This window comes from Ottowia beijingensis (genome assembly GCF_042680925.1).
Taxonomy (GTDB): Bacteria; Pseudomonadota; Gammaproteobacteria; order Burkholderiales; family Burkholderiaceae_C; genus Ottowia; species Ottowia beijingensis.
Genome location: NZ_JBHUEP010000007.1, coordinates 782,224 through 799,402, shown reverse-complemented (window position 1 = coordinate 799,402; position 17,179 = coordinate 782,224). Strand labels below are relative to the sequence as shown.

At 69.6% G+C, this 17,179-nt stretch carries 17 protein-coding genes; 8 read left to right on the top strand and 9 right to left on the bottom strand.

Annotated features, from left to right (window positions below; genetic code table 11):
• Positions 1-64: 64 nt before the first annotated feature.
• On the bottom strand, positions 65-841 hold the full coding sequence (locus tag ACFSCU_RS13100) for a DUF72 domain-containing protein (protein ID WP_377560911.1): 777 nt from the start codon (positions 839-841) through the stop codon (positions 65-67).
• A gap of 223 nt (positions 842-1,064) precedes the next feature.
• Here ACFSCU_RS13100 and ACFSCU_RS13095 point away from each other — a divergent pair, with 223 nt between their 5' ends.
• The 4 genes from ACFSCU_RS13095 to ACFSCU_RS13080 all read left to right on the top strand — a co-directional run bounded on the left by ACFSCU_RS13095 (position 1,065) and on the right by ACFSCU_RS13080 (position 4,520).
• Positions 1,065-1,730: an FMN-binding negative transcriptional regulator gene (locus tag ACFSCU_RS13095; RefSeq protein WP_180551524.1), complete on the top strand. Its 666-nt coding sequence runs from the start codon at positions 1,065-1,067 to the stop codon at positions 1,728-1,730.
• Between the two features lie 3 nt (positions 1,731-1,733).
• Entirely contained in the window at positions 1,734-1,979 is a 246-nt protein-coding gene (locus ACFSCU_RS13090) for a hypothetical protein (RefSeq protein WP_180551523.1), read from the top strand.
• Between the two features lie 86 nt (positions 1,980-2,065).
• Positions 2,066-3,472 (top strand): tRNA adenosine(34) deaminase TadA, encoded by a 1,407-nt coding sequence (gene tadA / locus ACFSCU_RS13085; RefSeq protein WP_180551522.1) that lies wholly within the window; start codon positions 2,066-2,068, stop codon positions 3,470-3,472.
• A 67-nt stretch (positions 3,473-3,539) separates the two neighbouring features.
• Positions 3,540-4,520 (top strand): LD-carboxypeptidase, encoded by a 981-nt coding sequence (locus ACFSCU_RS13080; protein WP_180551521.1) that lies wholly within the window; start codon positions 3,540-3,542, stop codon positions 4,518-4,520.
• 36 nt (positions 4,521-4,556) lie between these two features.
• Here ACFSCU_RS13080 and ACFSCU_RS13075 read toward each other — a convergent pair whose 3' ends face one another.
• Positions 4,557-4,811, bottom strand: a complete 255-nt coding sequence (locus tag ACFSCU_RS13075) for a hypothetical protein (protein ID WP_180551520.1) — start codon at positions 4,809-4,811, stop codon at positions 4,557-4,559.
• 350 nt (positions 4,812-5,161) lie between these two features.
• Between ACFSCU_RS13075 and ACFSCU_RS13070 the strand changes: the two genes are divergently transcribed.
• Positions 5,162-6,175 carry an FHA domain-containing protein gene (locus ACFSCU_RS13070; RefSeq protein ID WP_180551519.1) on the top strand — a complete coding sequence of 338 codons (1,014 nt, stop codon included), beginning with the start codon at positions 5,162-5,164 and terminating at the stop codon, positions 6,173-6,175.
• 300 nt (positions 6,176-6,475) lie between these two features.
• Here ACFSCU_RS13070 and ACFSCU_RS13065 read toward each other — a convergent pair whose 3' ends face one another.
• The 6 genes from ACFSCU_RS13065 to mltG all read right to left on the bottom strand — a co-directional run bounded on the left by ACFSCU_RS13065 (position 6,476) and on the right by mltG (position 11,168).
• Positions 6,476-7,147 carry an ankyrin repeat domain-containing protein gene (locus ACFSCU_RS13065; protein WP_180551518.1) on the bottom strand — a complete coding sequence of 224 codons (672 nt, stop codon included), beginning with the start codon at positions 7,145-7,147 and terminating at the stop codon, positions 6,476-6,478.
• Positions 7,144-7,950, bottom strand: coding sequence for a TatD family hydrolase (locus tag ACFSCU_RS13060; RefSeq protein ID WP_180551517.1), 807 nt, complete (start codon positions 7,948-7,950; stop codon positions 7,144-7,146). Before ACFSCU_RS13060 ends, ACFSCU_RS13065 begins: the two co-directional genes overlap by 4 nt.
• 124 nt (positions 7,951-8,074) lie before the next feature.
• On the bottom strand, positions 8,075-8,452 hold the full coding sequence (locus ACFSCU_RS13055) for a PilZ domain-containing protein (RefSeq protein WP_180551516.1): 378 nt from the start codon (positions 8,450-8,452) through the stop codon (positions 8,075-8,077).
• Between the two features lie 18 nt (positions 8,453-8,470).
• Positions 8,471-9,475 carry a DNA polymerase III subunit delta' gene (locus ACFSCU_RS13050; protein ID WP_377560910.1) on the bottom strand — a complete coding sequence of 335 codons (1,005 nt, stop codon included), beginning with the start codon at positions 9,473-9,475 and terminating at the stop codon, positions 8,471-8,473.
• Entirely contained in the window at positions 9,466-10,131 is a 666-nt protein-coding gene (gene tmk / locus ACFSCU_RS13045) for a dTMP kinase (RefSeq protein ID WP_377560909.1), read from the bottom strand. The genes ACFSCU_RS13050 and tmk overlap by 10 nt, the downstream gene beginning before the upstream one ends.
• Positions 10,132-10,139: 8 nt before the next feature.
• Positions 10,140-11,168, bottom strand: a complete 1,029-nt coding sequence (gene mltG, locus ACFSCU_RS13040; protein WP_308645894.1) for an endolytic transglycosylase MltG — start codon at positions 11,166-11,168, stop codon at positions 10,140-10,142.
• Between the two features lie 47 nt (positions 11,169-11,215).
• Here mltG and ygfZ point away from each other — a divergent pair, with 47 nt between their 5' ends.
• The 3 genes from ygfZ to ACFSCU_RS13025 all read left to right on the top strand — a co-directional run bounded on the left by ygfZ (position 11,216) and on the right by ACFSCU_RS13025 (position 15,958).
• Complete coding sequence (gene ygfZ, locus ACFSCU_RS13035) at positions 11,216-12,172, top strand: CAF17-like 4Fe-4S cluster assembly/insertion protein YgfZ (RefSeq protein ID WP_377560908.1); 957 nt, start codon at positions 11,216-11,218, stop codon at positions 12,170-12,172.
• 256 nt (positions 12,173-12,428) lie between these two features.
• A complete protein-coding gene (locus tag ACFSCU_RS13030; RefSeq protein ID WP_377560907.1) occupies positions 12,429-14,798 on the top strand; it encodes a DUF7507 domain-containing protein in 2,370 nt (789 codons plus the stop codon).
• Between the two features lie 269 nt (positions 14,799-15,067).
• Positions 15,068-15,958: an SMP-30/gluconolactonase/LRE family protein gene (locus tag ACFSCU_RS13025; RefSeq protein WP_180551512.1), complete on the top strand. Its 891-nt coding sequence runs from the start codon at positions 15,068-15,070 to the stop codon at positions 15,956-15,958.
• 247 nt (positions 15,959-16,205) lie between these two features.
• Here the strand turns inward: ACFSCU_RS13025 and ACFSCU_RS13020 are convergent, their stop codons facing one another.
• Positions 16,206-17,072 carry a YbgC/FadM family acyl-CoA thioesterase gene (locus tag ACFSCU_RS13020; protein WP_377560906.1) on the bottom strand — a complete coding sequence of 289 codons (867 nt, stop codon included), beginning with the start codon at positions 17,070-17,072 and terminating at the stop codon, positions 16,206-16,208.
• Between the last annotated feature and the right edge of the window lie 107 nt (positions 17,073-17,179).

Below are 17,179 nucleotides of genomic sequence, written 5' to 3'. Positions count from 1 at the left end.
ACCACCTCCGCGCCAGTGCTAGCTTTTCGTACCGTCACTTATTGCACTGAAAACGAGGAGACCCCTAGGTGACACGGTTGCCGCTGGCGGCGCGCGCGGCGCGCAGGGTGCGGGCCAGGTGCGGGGCATGCTCAGGCGCCAGAAAGGCCGCATCCCGCACTTCCAGCGCGATCACGCCGCCGGGGGCAGCGGGTTGCAGGCGGGGCAGGGCAGACAGCAGGGCGCCGATGCGGTCGATCAGCTCGGGCAGGCGCGCCAGCATGTGGCGTGGCAAGGGGCTGATCTGGAACACCAGCGCGCCGATCTTGTCGCCCAGCCCTTCCAGCGCGGGCTGCACGAACTGGCGGATGGCCAGCTCCGTGCTCAGGAAGGCCGGGTTGGGCGCACGGCCGCGGCCGTCTTCGGCGCGCACCTGCGCGTCGCACACCAGCGCAGGCGCCTTGACGACGAAGCGGAAGTGCGCCGGCACCTGGGCGGCATAGCCCGCGTACTGGGTGGCGGTGAGGGGGCGGTAGAACGCGCGGTCGAGGCTGACGCTGCGCAGCAGCGGGTGCCGGGCGTAGGCGACCAGGCCGTGCTTCGACAGCGTCGCCTCGGCGTAGTCGCCGCCCCACACCAGCCCGGCCCAGCCGGGAAAGTGCCACGACGAGGTGCCCAGGTGCAGCCCGTGGGGCAGGGCGGCGGCGAGTGTGCGGGTGGCGTCGCCCACGGCGGTGGCCTCAACGCCAGCGCGCGGGCGGCGGGCGGGCCGGGGCGCTGTGGGCTCGGCGGCGGGTGCATCAGCCGGCGCCAGCGGCTCGTCGAACAGGGCGTTCTGCTCGGGCTGGGGCGGTGGCGTCATTGAAGAATCCATCGGGTTGATGCGCTGGGGCTGGCCGCACAGGAGAGCGGCTCACGCGCTCAACCTTGCATTAGGCGATTGGTCACCCTGAAAGAAATTCCGTATGCAGCCTTTATGCCATCGACACCGGCAGCTATCAGGAGCATAGCATCGAACGCTGCCGCGCCGGCGCCGCTTGCCTTGCGCCAGAATCGTGCCTGCGGCCCGATGCCGCACACACGCCATGTACCTGCCCCCTTACTTTGCCAGCCGCGACGCGCGCCTTGCCGCCCGCGTGATGCGCGAGCACCCGTTCGCCAGCCTGATCACCACCGACGACGAGGGCCTGCCCTTCGTCACGCACCTGCCGCTGCACCTGCAGCCCCAGGCATCGCCCGATGGGGAAGACGCGGCGGGCTTCACGCTGCTCGGGCACGTGGCCCGGCCCAACCCGCAGTGGCGCCATCTGCAGGCGCGGCCGCGCGCGGTGGTCAGCTTTCTGGGGCCGCACGCCTACATGTCGCCGCAGGTGTACCCCGATCTGGCGCGCGTGCCGACGTGGAACTACGTCGCCGTGCACTGCACTGTGCAGGCCACCCTGCTGCCGCACAACGATGCGGCGGGCAAGGAGCGCCTGCTCAAATGCCTGATCGGCGACCACGAGCCGGCCTATGCCGCGCAATGGCGCGCGCTGGACGAAGAACTGGCGGGCAAGCTGCTGCAGGGCATCGTCGCGTTCGAGCTGACAGTGACCAGCTGGCAGTGCAAGCTCAAGCTGAACCAGCACCGGAAAGAGTCGCACGCGGCGCTGCACAGCGCCTGTGCCCAGGGCATGCCGAACGAGCGCGCGCTGGCAGGCTGGATGGAGACACTGGGCATGACGGACCGCATCAACCAAGGAGGGAACTGAGCCATGCGCATCTTCGGTTTGCTGGGCCTGGTGGCCGCGCTGGTCATCGTGGGCTTGCTGGCGAAGCAGCAACTGGGCGCCACGCGCGCCAGCGTGCCGGCGCCGCCGCCGCCCGCCGCATCGACCGGTGCCGATGCGCCGCCCGCCACCGTGCGCGACCAGAGCCGGCAGATTCAGCAGCAGTACAAGGAGGCGCTGGACGCCGCCATGAAGGCGCAGCCGCGCGACGTGCCTGACGATGCCCGGTGACGACGTGCGCGCGCGATTTCAAGCCAAATAGGCCTCCAGCGTCCGCCCATCAAGCGCCGGCAGCTATTGATATTGAAGCAACCACCATGCCCGAAGCCGTGCTGACCAACGATGCCGACGCCATGCGTCTGGCGCTGGCCGAAGCCCGGGCCGCCGCCGCCGCGGGCGAGGTGCCGGTGGGCGCCGTGGTGGTGAGGGACGGGCGCATGATCGCCACCGGCCGCAATGCCCCCATCGGCACGCACGACCCGAGCGCGCACGCCGAGATCGTGGCGCTGCGCGCCGCCGCGGCCGCGCTGGGCAACTACCGGCTCGACGGCTGCACCTTGTACGTGACGCTGGAGCCCTGCGCCATGTGCGCCGGCGCCATGCTGCACGCGCGGGTGGGGCGCGTGGTGTACGGCGCGGCCGACCCCAAGACCGGCGCCGCCGGCTCGGTGCTGAACCTGTTTGCCGAACCGCGCCTGAACCACCATACGCAGGTGCAGGGCGGCGTGCTGGCCGATGAATGCGCGGCGCTGCTGCGCGATTTCTTCAAGCCGCGCCGCGTGAACGCCAGCCCCTTGCGCGACGACGCGCTGCGCCCGCCCGACTCGGCGTTCAACAACTTGCCCGGCTACCCGTGGGTGCCGCACTACGTCTGCGATCTGCCGGCGCTGGCCGGCCTGCGCCTGCATTACCTGGACGAAGGCCCGCCCGACGCCCCGCGCACTTGGCTGTGCCTGCACGGCAACCCGGCGTGGAGCTACCTGTGGCGGCACATGATCCCCGTCTTCACCGCTGCCGGCCACCGCGTGGTAGCGCCCGATCTGATCGGCTTCGGCAAGAGCGACAAGCCGAAGAAGGAAGACGCGCACACGTTCAGCTGGCACCGTCAGGTGCTGCTCGAACTCGTCGAGCGGCTGGACCTGCACAACGTGGTGCTGGTGGTGCAGGACTGGGGCGGCCTGCTGGGCCTGACGCTGCCCATGGCAGCGCCCCGGCGCTACGCCGGCCTGCTGGTGATGAACACCACGCTGGCGACGGGTGAGGCGCCGCTGTCGGCGGGCTTTCTGGCCTGGCGCGACTGGTGCGCCAGGAACCCGGCGTTCGACATCGGCCGCCTGCTGGCGCGCGGCAACCCGCAGTTGAGCGCGGCCGAAAGCGCGGCCTACGGCGCGCCGTTCCCGGATGCCGGGCACCGCGCCGCGACGCGCGCGTTTCCGGCCCTGGTGCCCGAGCGGCCGGATGACGACGGCGCGGCCCTCTCGCGCGCCGCGCGCGACTTCTGGCAGCACGACTGGCAGGGCCGCAGCCTGATGGTGATCGGCACGCAAGACCCGGTGCTGGGCGAACCGGTGATGCGCGCGCTGCACGCCGACATCCGTGGTTGCTCCGAACCGTGGCTGCTGCCCGAGGCGGGCCATTTCGTGCCCGAGCATGGTCGCCAGATTGCCGAGCGGGCGCTGCGGCACTTCGCCTCACCGCCGCGTCAGCCGGGCGACGATCTATAATTTTGATAGCTGCCTGCGCAGGACTGGTCTGCGCAAAAGGCCAATTTGATTTGAAAGAAGCCGTGCCATGGCCCATGTCTACGTGTATTCCCCTTCCGGCGCTGTGCGCGACCGCGCGGCTTTCAAGCGCGGTGTGGCGCGGCTCAAGGCGCTGGGGCATGAGGTCGAGGTCGATCCCTCGGCACTGGCCAGCTGGCAGCGCTTTGCCGGCGACGACGACACGCGCCTGGCCGCCATCGGGCGGGCCGCGGCCAGCGGGGCCGATGTGGCGCTCATCTCGCGCGGCGGCTATGGGCTGACGCGCATCCTGGAGCAGATTCCGTACAAGGCCATGGCCCGCGCCATCGAGCGCGGCACGCGCTTTGTCGGCTTCAGCGACTTTACGGTGGTGCAGCTGGCGCTGATGAAGAAGGCCGGCGCCGTCACCTGGGCCGGCCCGGCGGTGTGCGAGGGCTTCGGCGCCACCGATGCCGGCGACGCGGCCGAAGGCCATGGCGGGCTGGGCAGTGCGAACGGGCAGGGCGGCCCCGACGAGATCATGCTGGCCTGCTTCGACGACATGGTCAGCGGCAGCAGCGAAGGCACGGGCTGGCGCCTGCCCGCCGCGGACATCGCCGCGCTGAACGGCAAGGACGGCCTGGTGGCGCGCCAGGCGCCGCTGTGGGGCGGTAACCTGGCGATGGTGCTGTCGCTGCTGGGCACGCCGTGGTGGCCCGAGGTGAAGGGCGGCGTGCTGTTTCTGGAAGACGTGGGTGAGCACCCCTACCGCATCGAACGCATGCTGCTGCAATTGCTGCACGCCGGCGTGCTGGCGCGGCAGAAGCTGATCGTGCTCGGCCAGTTCACCGAATACAGCCTGAGCGTCCATGACAAGGGCTATTCGCTGGCCAAGGTCGTCGCGGAACTGCGCAGCCGGCTGAAGGTGCCCGTGCTCACGGGCCTGCCCTTCGGCCATGTGCCCACCAAGGTGCTGCTGCCCGTGGGACTGCCGGTGGACGTGCTGGTGGAGGGCAGGGAAGCGCTGGTGCTGTGGGGGCACCAGCACTGAACCGCAGCGCAGCCTGCCGCGGCCGGCCGCAGCCGATCAGGCCCGGATCGTGGTGGGGCGCGACACCATGCCCCTGGGCAACATGCCCTCGAACATGGCCGACAGGCTGACCATGCGCGTGCGCGCCACCTGCTCGCCATGCAGGCCGGCGAGGGCGGCCATCAAGTCGGCGCGGGCGTACCACAGCGCCAGGGCATCGCCACCGGCACGAATGCGGCGGGCGACCTGCGGGTATTGCTGCGCGCCGGGATCGCCCAGCATGTCCAGCATGGCCATGCGGATATCTTCCATCCGGTGCGCCAGGCGCTCCGCATCAGGCTCCTGCGGCCTGGACAAGCGGCCATACAGGGCAGACACCCACCCGTGCTTGAACCATCTCATCGGTGTTGTTACCATGAAGTTTCGTTAATAACCAACGGTTACGATCATAGCGAAGCGCTTGTGCTGACGCCACCCTGACGCGGCGGACCAACCACGGATTCCGTGAAAAACAACGCGTTCGCCACCCTGGGCAGCATCATGCTTGGCCCCAAGGGCTGTCGGGTGCTATCATTTTTGAGGCCAATTGCCCGCGGCGAGACAAGGGAATTCCTGCCAATGCAACGGCTTTACATGACCGCTCCCATCGGAAACCAGTCCAGATGAACGTTCGCGCCACCATGGTCTTCATCGACCTCACCGGCAGCACTGCCGCGTATGAAGCGCTCGGGAACGCCCAGGTGGCCGATGTCATCTCCAAGGTGACACAGTGGATCGGCCGTGTGTGCGAGGCCCATGAAGGGCGCACCGTGAAGTTTCTGGGCGATGGCGTGCTGGCGCAGTTCTCGCGCAGTGCCAAGGCTGTCGAATCGGCCATCTTCCTGCAGCAAAGCCACACCGAACGCCTGGAAAAATGGCCCGAGCCGCTGCGCATGCGCCTGAAGATCGGCATGGCCTCCGGCGACGTGGTGCAGCGCGACGACGACGTGTATGGCGACCCGGTGAACCTGGCGGCACGCCTGTCCGACATGGCGGGTGCCAACGGCATCTGGGCAGACGAGGGCGTCATCGCCGAACTGCGCCAGGATCGCGAAGCGGCCGTCAAATCCGGCCACCTCGAACCCGGGGTGATGGACGCGGCGCGTTACCGCTCGCTGGGCATGATCAACGTGCGCGGATTGACCGAGCCCCGGTCGATCTTCCAGATCGAGTGGAGCGAGGATGTCACGACAGACTTGATGACCGTGCGCGGCATGTTGCCCGAGGCGCAACGTGCGGGTGCCGGCAGTGGCGGCAGCATCGCACTGGCCTGGTTCGGCACGACCCGGGTGTTCACGGCCGCACAACTGCCGGTGTTCATCGGGCGCATTCCGGACAGCGGCTTTGTCGTGAAGGACCAGCGGGTGTCGCGCAGCCACGCGCGCCTGGAGTTCATCAACGGTGCCTTCGTGCTGACCGACCTGAGCAGCTTCGGCACCTGGGTGCGTTTCAGCGAGAACCCCGACGCCGAAGTCCAGCTGCGGCGCAACGACTGCGTTCTGCACTCGACCGGCGAGATCGCACTGGGTGCGTCTTTCAGCGACTTCAGCGCGCCAGTGGTGGCGTTCAACGTCAGCTCCGGCGATTCAGCAGGCCAGGGGCCGTATCTGTTCGATGACGCGAGCGCAGCAATTTAGGTAGAGACCCAGATTGATCCTGCTTCACCTCGTTTATTATTAACATAATGCACATCGTATGAAGTGAAGCCACCGCGTCGGCCACCCGGCCACGTGGTGCAAAGCCGCGTCGAGCGAAGCCGCAAGCTGCGCGCCATGTACCGATCACTCGGCGGGTCGCGGGCCGACTGCGCGAAGCATCTTCACGTCACCGAGCGGTGTTTACGTAACCGGGAAGCTGGTCGCCACGCCATCCCGTTCGCGGCCTTCCGGCTGCTGCGCATCAGCTTAGTGCTTAGTGGTCTGCGCGCCGTCCGGCAATCACCACTGTCCGCGCGGCCCTTGCTTCTGCTGCGACCAGCGCAGCGCCGTTTCCATCAGTTCCACCGAATCGCGGCGCTCGGCGCGGCGGGCGAAGTCGAGGGCGCTCAAGCCTTTCTGGTTGCGCATGTGGATGTCGGCGCCGGCTTCGATGAGCAGTTTGACGGCTTCCGGCGTGCCGTACGACGCGGCCATCATCAGCGGCGTGGTGCCGTTGGGCGATTGAGCGTCGATGAAGGCGTGCTCTTCGAGCAGCAGGCGCATGATGTCCAGATGACCGCCGGTGGCGGCGTAATGCAGCGGTGTCCAGCCGGGTTTGTTGACGTCGGCATCCCTGGCGATCAGCTGCCGCGCCAGATCGAGGTGGCCCTTCAGCGCGGCCATCATCAGCGGGCTTTCGTCCGTGGCGTTGCGGGTTTCGGGTTTCAGCCGCGGCGAATCGATCAGCAGCCTGGCCACACGCAGCGAGCCTTCCTGCAGCGCCATGTACAGGCCCGGCACGCCCTTTTCGTCCTTGGTGTTGGGGTCGACCCCGCTGGCCAGCAGGCTGCGCATGGCGACGTCGTTGTCCTGCTTGATGGCGCGGAAGAAGGCGCCGGAATCGGCCAGGGCGGCGACGGTGAACAGGCCGAATGCGACGGCAGTGATGCTCTTGCGGACGTTGCGGATCATGATGAAACCCTCGGAAACAAGCGGGTGAAATTGGCGCTGGTGATCTCGCCGATGCGTTCGACCGTGGTGCCGCGCAGCTCGGCCAGGCGCGCAGCCACGTGCGGCACGTAGGCCGGCGTGTTGACCTTGCCGCGGTAAGGCACCGGCGCCAGGTAGGGTGCGTCGGTTTCGATCAGCAGGCGATCATCGGGCACCAGCGCGGCCACCTCGTGCAGTTCGCGGGCGTTCTTGAAGGTGACGATGCCCGACAGCGACACGTAGAAGCCCAGGTCCAGCGCGGCGCGGGCCACCTCGCGCGTTTCGGTGAAGCAATGAAACACGCCGCCGGCACTGCCGGGGCCGCCCTCCTCGCCCTCTTCCTTCAGGATGCCGAGCGTGTCTTCGGACGCCGCGCGCGTGTGTATGACCAGCGGCACGCCGGCCTGCCGTGCGGCGCGGATGTGGGTGCGGAAACGCTCGCGCTGCCATGCCAGGTCGGCAATGCTGCGGCCGCCCTTGCGCTCTTCCATCTGGTAGTAATCCAGGCCGGTCTCGCCCACCGCCACCACGCGCGGCAGGCGGGTGGCGGCCACCAGTTCATCGACGCTCGGCTCGTGCACGTCCTCGCTGTCGGGGTGCACGCCGGCCGTGGCCCAGAAGTTGTCGTAGCGCGCGGCCAGCGCCTGCACCGACGGAAACTCCTCCATCGTGGTGCTGATGCACAAGGCGCGCGTGACTTGCGCAGCGGCCATGGCGGCGCGCAGTCCGGCCATGTCGCCCGCCAGTTCGGGGAATGTCAGGTGGCAGTGGGAATCGGTGAACATGCACAAGGCCAAGCGGCCGAACCCGTCGGCGCGCTGGCAGAAAAATGACTGATTTCGATGCTAGCACCGCCCATGCAGGCGCGCTGTCGGCGCGAGCCGCGTCCGGCCGGCCGCAGCCCCCGCGTCAGATGGTCTGCGTCGGTCGGTCCGAGCTCAGTGCGGAGCCGAGAATCTGCTCGATCTTGACCTTGAGCTGCTCCGACTTCTCGTCTTTCGGAAAGCGGATGCCCACGCCCTGCGTGCGGTTGCCGGTCGCGCGCGCCGGGGTGATCCAGGCCACCTTGCCGGCCACCGGGTAGCGCTGCGGGTCGTCCGGCAGCGTGATCAGCACGTACACGTCGTCGCCCAGTTTGTGATCGCGCGCCGAGGGAATGAAGATGCCCCCTTCCGCGAACATCGGGATGTAGGCTGCGTACAGCGCCGCCTTTTCCTTGATCGCCAGCTGGATGACGCTGGGTCGGGGCGTGGACAGGGCGGCGTTCTGGCTCGGGCTGGTGGACATGACGGTGCAAAAAGGGGTTCAGCGACGCGAGTTTAGGGCCTGCCGTGCACTGCTGACCAGGAATTCTGTCGCCAAACCGGGGTTTAAGGGATGTTCGGCGGTGCGTGTCGACTGCGCCAGCTGCTGCCACCACTTGGTGAGCGCGCCCACGGGCAGCGGCCGCTCGGGCAGATCGGCGCGGTCGAAGAAGCGCGGCGCGGCACCCACCTGCAACGCCAGCAGGTCGTGGCACAGCTTCTGCAGCCGTGCCACGGCTTCGGGCAGTGGCAGATCGGCCAGCGCGCTGGCCTCGCCCTGCGCCAGTGCCCGTGGCAGCAGTGCCCAGCGGCGCGCGCTGTCCTTGCCCTGCGCCAGCGCCAGGGCTTCGGCCGGCCGCCCGCCGCCGGCGCGCAGCAGGGCGGCGCCCTCCCCGGCCGCGATGCCCTGCGCGCTCAGCCACGGCAGCGCCTCGTCCGCGTCCGGCCACAGCAGGGTGTGGCCCAGGCAGCGGCTGCGAATGGTGGGCAGCAGCAGGTGCGCCGCGTCGGTGGCCAGCACGAAGCGCACGTCGCCCGGCGGCTCTTCCAGCGTCTTGAGCAGGGCGTTGGCGGTGACCTGGTTCATGCGCTCGGCCGGGTACACCAGCACCGCCTTGCCGCGCCCGCGCCCGCTGGTGCGCTGGGCGAATTCGATGGCGTCGCGCATGGCATCGACACGGATCTCCTTGCTGGGCTTGCGCTTCTTGTCGTCAATGTCGGATTGCGCCTTTTCGGGCAGCGGCCAGCCGCGCGCAATCATGTCGGTCTCGGGCATCAGCACCACCAGGTCGGGGTGCGTGTGCACGTCGATGCCGTGGCAGCTGGCGCACTTGCCGCACGCGCCCTGGGGCGTGGGGGCATCGCACAGCCAGGCGCGCACCAGGGCTTCAGCCAGTTCGAACTGGCCCAGACCCGACGGGCCCTGCAGCAGCCAGGCGTGGCCGCGCTGGGCCAGCAGGCTTTCCAGCTGGCGCGCAATCCAGGGGGCCGGCGCGCTCACAGCCATCCCCTGCCCTGCACCGCCGCCTGCACGTCGCGCCACACGGCGTCGCGCGGCTGATCGGCGTCGATGCGGGCGAAGCGCGCGGGGGCCTCGCCGGCGCGGCGGGCGTAGCCGGCGCGCACGGCGTCGAAGAAGGCGGCCGGTTGCGCCTCGAACTTGTCGGGCACACGCGCGCCCACCAGGCGCTCGGCGGCCACGGCGGGTGGCAGATCGAACCAGATGGTCAGATCGGGCTGCAGCAGCGGTTTATGGGTCAAATCGGCCTCCAGCTCCCGTGTATCCTGCACCAGAAGCTCCAATTTTGATAGCGACTGCCAGTCGAGCCCGCGCCCGCCGCCCTGGTAGGCAAAGGTCGCGTCGGTGAAGCGGTCGCACAGCACCGCGTCGCCGCGTGTCAGCGCCGGGGCGATGACCTGGCGGATGTGGTCGCGCCGGGCGGCGAACATCAGCAGCGCCTCGGTCAGCGCGTCCATGGGCTGGTGCAGCGCCAGCGCGCGGATCTGCTCGGCCAGCGGCGTGCCGCCGGGCTCGCGCGTCAGCACCACGGTGCGGCCGGTAGCGCGCAGGGCGTCGGCCAGCGCGTCGATGTGGGTCGACTTGCCGGCACCGTCGATGCCCTCGAAGCTGATGAACAGGCCCGTCTGCGCCATCGTCGCCATCGCCGCCATCAGTTGCCGCTGGCGGCCGGAGCCGGGGCGGGCGCGCCGCCGCCGCGCTGGTACTTGTTGACCGCACGGTTGTGGTCCTGCAGCGATTCGCTGAACTTGCTGCTGCCGTCGCCGCGCGCCACGAAGTACAGCGACTTGGTCTGCGCCGGCTGCACCGCCGCCATCAGCGAGGCCTTGCCGGGCATGGCAATCGGCGTAGGCGGCAGGCCGGCGCGGGTGTAGGTGTTGAAGGGCGTGTCGGCGGTCAGGTGGCTGCGGCGCAGGTTGCCGTCGAACGCATCGCCCAGGCCGTAGATCACGGTCGGGTCGGTCTGCAGCCGCATGCCGATGCGCAGGCGGTTGATGAACACACCGGCGATCTCGGGCCGGTCGCCGGCCTGGCCGGTTTCCTTCTCGACGATGCTGGCCAGGATCAGCGCCTCGTCGGGCGACTTCAGCGGCAGGCCGGGCGCGCGCGCGTCCCAGGCGGCCTGCAGGCGCCGGTCCATCAACTGCAGCGACTGGCGCAGCACGTCCACATCGCTGGCGTTCTTGAAGTAGTGGAAGGTGTCGGGGAAGAAGCGCCCCTCGGGTGCCACGCCCGGCTTGCCCAGCGCCTTCATGATCTCGGCCGGCGCCATGCCTTGCGTGTCGTGCCGCAGATGCTCGGCTTTGGAGAGCGCGTCTCGGAACTGCTTGAACGTCCAGCCTTCCACCAGCGTCACCGTCAGCACGATGCGGTCGCCGCGCACCAGCTTGCCCAGCAGGTCGCCCGGCGTCATGCCGCGCGTGACGGCGTAGTCGCCGGGCTTGATGGTCTGCTCGCCCACCGCGAAGCGGAAGAACGCGTGCAGCAGATCGGCGTTGGTGCGCACGCCGCCTTCCACCGCCTTGGCGGCGGCGGTGCGCAGCGAGGCGCCCTGCGGCACGCTGATCTCGACCTTCTCGGCCGCCAGCGGCAGCGGCTGCTGCGTCCACCACCAGGCCCAGCCGCCGGCCGCCAGGGCCAGCGCCAGCAGCAATGCCAGCAATTTGAATAGGGTTCGCACGGGGCTATGAACGTCCTGAAAACGAGCCGGCCATGATAATTCAGCCCATGTCCGAGTCCGTATCTGCCTTTCCCGCCGTCGCCGCATCGAACGGCATCGCCCCCCTGTCCCACCTGGGCGTCATCCGCGCCCGGGGCGAAGACGCCGCCACCTTCCTGCAGGGCCAACTGACGCAGGACGTGGTGCTGATGAAGCAGGGCGAGGCGCGCCTGGCCGCCTTCTGCAGCGCCAAGGGCCGCATGCTGGCCAGCTTTCAGGTGCTGAAGACCGCGCCCGACGAACTGCTGCTGGTGACCAGCGCCGACACCCTGCCCGCCACGCTCAAGCGCCTGTCGATGTTCGTGCTGCGCGCCAGGCTCAAGCTGAGCGACGCGACCGGGGATTACGCGGTCTGGGGGCAACTCGGCGAAACTCCTGATTTGATAGCTGCCAGCGCCGATGGGGCGGGCGCTGAGGCCCAAAACGATGCCGAAAAACCAGCGCACCGCATCGCCCTGCCCGCCGCAGGCGGCGTGGCACGCACGCTGTGGTTGGCGCCCGCCGGCAGCGCCCTGCCCGCCGGCGTGGCGCCCCTGACCGAAGCCGACTGGCTGCTGGCCGAGGTGCTGGCCGGCGTGGCGCGCATCACGCCGCCGGTGGTCGAGGCCTTCGTGCCGCAGATGCTGAACTACGAAAGCGTGGGCGGCGTGAACTTCAAGAAAGGCTGCTACCCCGGCCAGGAAGTGGTGGCGCGCAGCCAGTTCCGCGGCGCCATCAAGCGGCGTGCCTACGTCGGCCACGTGGCGGGTGCGGCGCAGGCAGGGCAGGAGGTGTTCTCGGCGGCCGACCCCGATCAGCCCGTGGGCCAGATTGCGCAAGCCGCCGCGGCAGACGACGCTGCAGCGGTGATCGCCGTGCTGCAGGTGGCCGAGGTGGCGGCTGGCGCCGCACTGCACGTCGGCAGCGCCATCGGCCCGGCGCTGACGGGGCTGGCGATTCCGTACCCGCTCGCGGAAGACATCTGAGCATTTGCTGAAAACCCCGGCGCGAGAGGGCTCTGGCCCGCGACCTGGAAGCGCTGCAACGGCGCACTTTCCAAGCGTCGCCACCCACAAGCGCGGCCGCTCGCCGGCGTGATAAAAATCACACCGCCGCCTGTTGCGATAGGCGCGCCCCATGTGGCGCGTTACGCTCAGGCGCCAAGGGCGAACCACCAAGCCGGCTGCCGTGCCCGCAAGCGGCATGGGCAGCCGGCGCCCTCCAACACGACAGGAACGCACCGTGCGCATCTCACCCCCTCTGGCATCGCACTATCACCCGGCATGTGTCCCGGACATTGCCCGCAACCGCGCCGTGGCGCAACTGCGCGGCGCCTGGTTCGGGGCCTGCCTGCTGGCGGCGCTGGTCACCCCGGCGCTGGCCCAGACCCCTTCGGCCAACCTTCTCGTCAACGGCGGCTTCGAGAACAATCCGCCGCCCTCCCTTTGCGCCAATAACCTGGGGGCGTCGGTCACGCCCTGGCAGTTGGCGGGCGGTGGCCGCACCAACGTCATCGCCGTCGACGGTGGCACGACGGTGGACCCGGCCCTGGGTCGAACCGGCGGCGGCACCTGCAACTACGGCATCAACGTCAACTTCGATGCCGAGGTGGCCAACCCCAACGGCACTCGCCGGCATTACCTGGACATCGACGGCGTCAACGAGCTGTACCAGACCCTCGTCGTGCCCAGCTGCGGCAGCGGTGACACCCGACCGCGCACGCTCCGGTTCTCCGGCTATTTCTCCAGCCGCGACACCGGCACCGGCGGCAGCGGCACGGTACGCCTGCTGCGCGGCAACGTTCAGGTGGCCGGCAGTCGGGTGCAGCCCGTGGACGGAGAGGGCGTGTTGCTCGCGTCCGTGAGTTCACCCCCCGCATTGCCGTGGAATCGCTGGACGCAGGTATCCGGCACCGCCACCGTGGTGCCTGGCGACAAGATCACCTACGCCATCTACATGTCGAACCCCACCAATTTCGACAACGCATCGATCACCGTCGACGATCTCGACTGCCCCGCCACCACGCTCACGCTGAAAAAGCACTGGGCCGGCGCCACCGTGGGCAACACCGCGACGCTGACCGCCACCCGTGTGGCCGGCACGCCCGCCGTGCGCACGCAGATCGACTCGCTCAGCTCCACCGCCACGGCCGCCGCCAACGCGCCGGGCGGCCAGACCACCACCGACGCCACGCCCACCACCGTTTTCGCCGGCGACGTGATCGAGTTGGCCGAAACCTTCACGCCCGCCACGGCCACCTACCACGCCGGCCTGCAATGCACGGGCGACGTCGGCCTGAGCGGCTTCACCCTCACCGTGGGCGCGCTGGGCGCCGGCGCCGCGCCCATCGTCTGCACCTTCAGCAACAGCCTGAGCGCACAGCCCAGCCTGGTGGTGGGCAAAGACATCGCCGGCGTGGCCGACACCAACGACAACGGCGTCACCGGCGATGCCGGCGACCTGGTGACCTACGCCTTCACGGTGCGCAACAACGGCAACGTCGCCCTCACCGGCGTGAGCCTGACCGACCCGCTGGCCGGCCTCTCGGCCCTCGCCATCACCTGGCCCGACCCGGCCAACCCCGGCACCCTGCCCGTCAACACCGAGGCCACCGCCACGGCCACCTACACCTTGACCCCCGCGGACGCGGCATCGGGCCAGATGAGCAACACCGTCACCGCCACGGCCAACCCCGTGGGCGGCGTCACGCCGCGGGGCAGCGACAGCATCACCCAGCCCGTGCTGCCCACGCCTGCGCCGCAGCTCACCCTGGCCAAGACCGCTGCCGTGGCCGACACCAATGGCAACGGCTCGCAAGGCGACGCGGGCGACGTGGTGACCTATACCCTCACCGCCACCAACGCCGGCAACGTGCCGCTGAGCGGCGTGGTGCTCACCGACCCGCTGGCCGGCCTTTCGACCCTCACCATCACCTGGCCCGATGCGGCCAATCCCGGCACCCTGCCCGTGGGCGCGCAGGCCACCGCCACCGCCACCTACACGCTCAGTGTCACGGACGCGACGGCCGGGCAGGTCAGCAACACCGCCAGCGTGACCGCCGATCCGGTCAACGGCAAGGTGGCCGTGCCGCCCGCCACGGCCACGGCCAGCCAGCCCGTGCTGCCCACGCCGGCGCCGCAGCTCACCCTGGCCAAGACCGCCGCCGTGGCCGACACCAATGGCAACGGCACGCAGGGCGATGCGGGCGACGTGGTGACCTACACCCTCACCGCCACCAACGCCGGCAACGTGCCGCTGAGCGGTGTGGTGCTGACCGACCCGCTGGCCGGCCTTTCGACCCTCACCATCACCTGGCCCGATGCGGCCAACCCCGGCACCCTGCCCGTGGGCGCGCAGGCCACGGCCACCGCCACCTACACGCTCAACGCCGCGGACGTCACAGCCGGACAGGTCAGCAACACCGCCACCGCAACCGCCGACCCGGTCAACGGCCTGGTGGCCGTGCCGCCGGCCACAGGCACGGCCAGCGTCAGCACCCGGGCGGCGCCCCAGGGCGTGACCGCCGTGCCCGTGAACCACCCCTTGGCCCGGTGGTTGCTGGTTGGCGCGGTGGCATGGCTGGGCCGCCGTGCCTGGGCAGGGCGCAAGTAATTCCATCTGCAATTCAACGCGTCAATCGCCGTCATCCCGGCGAAGGCCGGGATCCATGTTTCTCCGCACACGCCGTCTGGATTCTGGCCCCGTATCGCGGTACGGGGCAGGCTTTGCGCCGGAATGACGAGATATGGCAGCTTTGATCTGGAATTGGAATAAGAGCGTCGCGTGCAGGCCCGCCGGCCCGCCAGGACGCCGGTGGAAGGCGGTATCGCCGTGACCGGCCTATCATGCCCGGCACAACACCACCACGAGGAGACACCGCCATGCCCGCTTTCGACACCCTGCTCTCCGGCTACAGCTTCTTCGAGGGCCCGCGCTGGCACGACGGCCGGCTGTGGCTGTCGGACTTCTACACGCACCAGGTCATCGCCTGCGATCTGCAGGGCCGCGTCGAAAAAATCGCCGACGTGCCGGGCCAGCCCTCGGGCCTGGGCTGGCTGCCGGATGGGCGGCTGCTGATCGTCTCCATGCGCGACCGCCGCGTGCTGCGGCGCGAGGCCGATGGCCAGCTGGTGACGCACGCCGACCTGTCGAACATCGCCACCGGCCACTGCAACGACATGGCCGTGGATGCCCAGGGCCGCGCCTGGGTGGGCAACTTCGGCTTCGATCTGATGGGCGGCGGCGGGGTGCAGACGGCCAGCCTGGCGCGCGTCGACCCCGACGGCAGCGTGCACGAGGCGGCGCGCGACCTCTACTTTCCCAACGCCATCCTGCCCACGCCCGACGGCCGCACGCTGATCGTCAACGAAACGCTGGGCAACCGCCTGTCGGCCTTCGACATCGCCGCCGACGGCAGCCTGGGCCCGCGCCGCGACTGGGCGGTGTTCGGCCCGCTGGTGCAAAGCGACAAGCTGGACGACTACATCGCCGGCGGCAAGGTGGCCGCCGATGGCGGCGCGCTGGACGCCGAAGGCGCCGTGTGGGTGGCCGACGCCATCGGCAACCGCGCCCTGCGCGTGGCCGAGGGCGGGCGCGTGCTGCAGGAGGTGTCGACCGGCGCGCAGGGCACCTTTGCCTGCACGCTGGGCGGGCCGGACGGGCGCACGCTGTTCCTGTGCGTGGCGCCCGACTTCATGGAGCACCACCGCGCGGCCGCGCGCGAGGCGCAGATCTGGACCACGCGCGTGGACGTGCCGGGCGCGGGGTTCTGACGCGCGGCGACGCCGGCCCGCCGGCCCGCCGGCCTTGGGCGCGGCGCGATGCTGAGGAGGTTCCCGCAAGGGGGGGGACTTCCCAGATTTTTTGCATGGTTGATAAAGGCTTTTGCGCCCAGATAACGGGCGCAAGCAGCTACGTTATTGATACTTCAACATGGCGCCAAATGGCTATCGCTTGTTTCCGCCCTCCAGCGGTGTGGTGGGAAAGCCATGCCCTTGAAGATGTGCCGATCTTCTGCGTTCAAAGGTTTTCAAACGACCGCGCCATGCCGATGTGTGCAATGCCCACCTCGTCGTACGGCGCGCCCTCGGGCACATAACCCAGCCGCTGGTAGAAGCCTTCGGCACTGCGCTGCGCGCTGAGCACGATGCGGCGGTCGCCGCGCTCGAAGGCGGCCTGCTGCAGCGCCTGGATCAGCTGCCGCCCCACCCCGCTGCCGCGCAGCGCGCGGTCCACCGCCATGCGGCCGATGCGGCCCTCGCCCGGCGCTTGCTGCAGCAGGCGCCCGGTGGCCACGGGCATGCCCAGCAGGTTGGTGACGACGGCGTGCACGGCCGTGGCATCGGCCTCGTCCCACTCGTCCGCGCGGGCGATGCCCTGCTCCTCGATGAACACCGCCGTGCGCAGAGCCCGCGCCGCGTCGCCCAGCGCGGCCCAGTCGCCGGTCTGCACATGGGTCACGGGCTGGCCGGCTTCGTAGGCCTCGATCAGCGCGCGCAGCGGCGCCGGCACCGGCCGCGAGGTCTGCGTGGCCGGGTCGGCGAACACGTAGACCAGCTCGCCTGCCGTCAGCAATCGATCGCCACGGAAGATGCCGCCCACGAAGGTCATCGACGAGGCGCCGATGCGGTCGCAGCGCAAGCCGATGTCGAGCCGGTCGTCCATCTCGGCCGAGGCGTTGAACTCCACCGCCGTCTTGCGCAGAAAGATGTCGCCGCCCAGCCGCTGCATGGCCGCGGCATAAGGCATGGCCAGCGCGCGCCAGTAGTCGCTGATGGCGCAGTCGAAATAGGCCAGGTAGTGCGGGTTGAAGACGATTTTTTGCATGTCCACCTCGGCCCAGCGCACGCGCAGGCGGTGGTGGTGACGGAAGTCGGTGGGTTTCATGGCGGTTTGCCTGTTCTCAGTCAAATCAGCGGCCAGCGCTTTGGCGGCGGGCGCTGGCAGCTATGGATCTTAAAGTTCTGTGGGAGCGGGCTTGCCCGCGATAGGGC

What these genes read in the sequence shown, in the direction of transcription:
- ACFSCU_RS13095 (WP_180551524.1), top strand. Translation starts at nt 1,065, where the DNA reads ATGTACCTGCCCCCTTACTTTGCCAGCCGCGACGCGCGCCTTGCCGCC.
- ygfZ (WP_377560908.1), top strand. Translation starts at nt 11,216, where the DNA reads ATGTCCGAGTCCGTATCTGCCTTTCCCGCCGTCGCCGCATCGAACGGC.
- ACFSCU_RS13020 (WP_377560906.1), bottom strand. Translation starts at nt 17,072, where the DNA reads ATGAAACCCACCGACTTCCGTCACCACCACCGCCTGCGCGTGCGCTGG.
- ACFSCU_RS13065 (WP_180551518.1), bottom strand. Translation starts at nt 7,147, where the DNA reads ATGATCCGCAACGTCCGCAAGAGCATCACTGCCGTCGCATTCGGCCTG.
- ACFSCU_RS13100 (WP_377560911.1), bottom strand. Translation starts at nt 841, where the DNA reads ATGACGCCACCGCCCCAGCCCGAGCAGAACGCCCTGTTCGACGAGCCG.
- ACFSCU_RS13075 (WP_180551520.1), bottom strand. Translation starts at nt 4,811, where the DNA reads ATGGAAGATATCCGCATGGCCATGCTGGACATGCTGGGCGATCCCGGC.
- ACFSCU_RS13025 (WP_180551512.1), top strand. Translation starts at nt 15,068, where the DNA reads ATGCCCGCTTTCGACACCCTGCTCTCCGGCTACAGCTTCTTCGAGGGC.
- ACFSCU_RS13050 (WP_377560910.1), bottom strand. Translation starts at nt 9,475, where the DNA reads ATGGCTGTGAGCGCGCCGGCCCCCTGGATTGCGCGCCAGCTGGAAAGC.
- ACFSCU_RS13060 (WP_180551517.1), bottom strand. Translation starts at nt 7,950, where the DNA reads ATGTTCACCGATTCCCACTGCCACCTGACATTCCCCGAACTGGCGGGC.
- ACFSCU_RS13080 (WP_180551521.1), top strand. Translation starts at nt 3,540, where the DNA reads ATGGCCCATGTCTACGTGTATTCCCCTTCCGGCGCTGTGCGCGACCGC.
- ACFSCU_RS13055 (WP_180551516.1), bottom strand. Translation starts at nt 8,452, where the DNA reads ATGTCCACCAGCCCGAGCCAGAACGCCGCCCTGTCCACGCCCCGACCC.
- ACFSCU_RS13070 (WP_180551519.1), top strand. Translation starts at nt 5,162, where the DNA reads ATGAACGTTCGCGCCACCATGGTCTTCATCGACCTCACCGGCAGCACT.
- tmk (WP_377560909.1), bottom strand. Translation starts at nt 10,131, where the DNA reads ATGGCGACGATGGCGCAGACGGGCCTGTTCATCAGCTTCGAGGGCATC.
- ACFSCU_RS13090 (WP_180551523.1), top strand. Translation starts at nt 1,734, where the DNA reads ATGCGCATCTTCGGTTTGCTGGGCCTGGTGGCCGCGCTGGTCATCGTG.
- tadA (WP_180551522.1), top strand. Translation starts at nt 2,066, where the DNA reads ATGCCCGAAGCCGTGCTGACCAACGATGCCGACGCCATGCGTCTGGCG.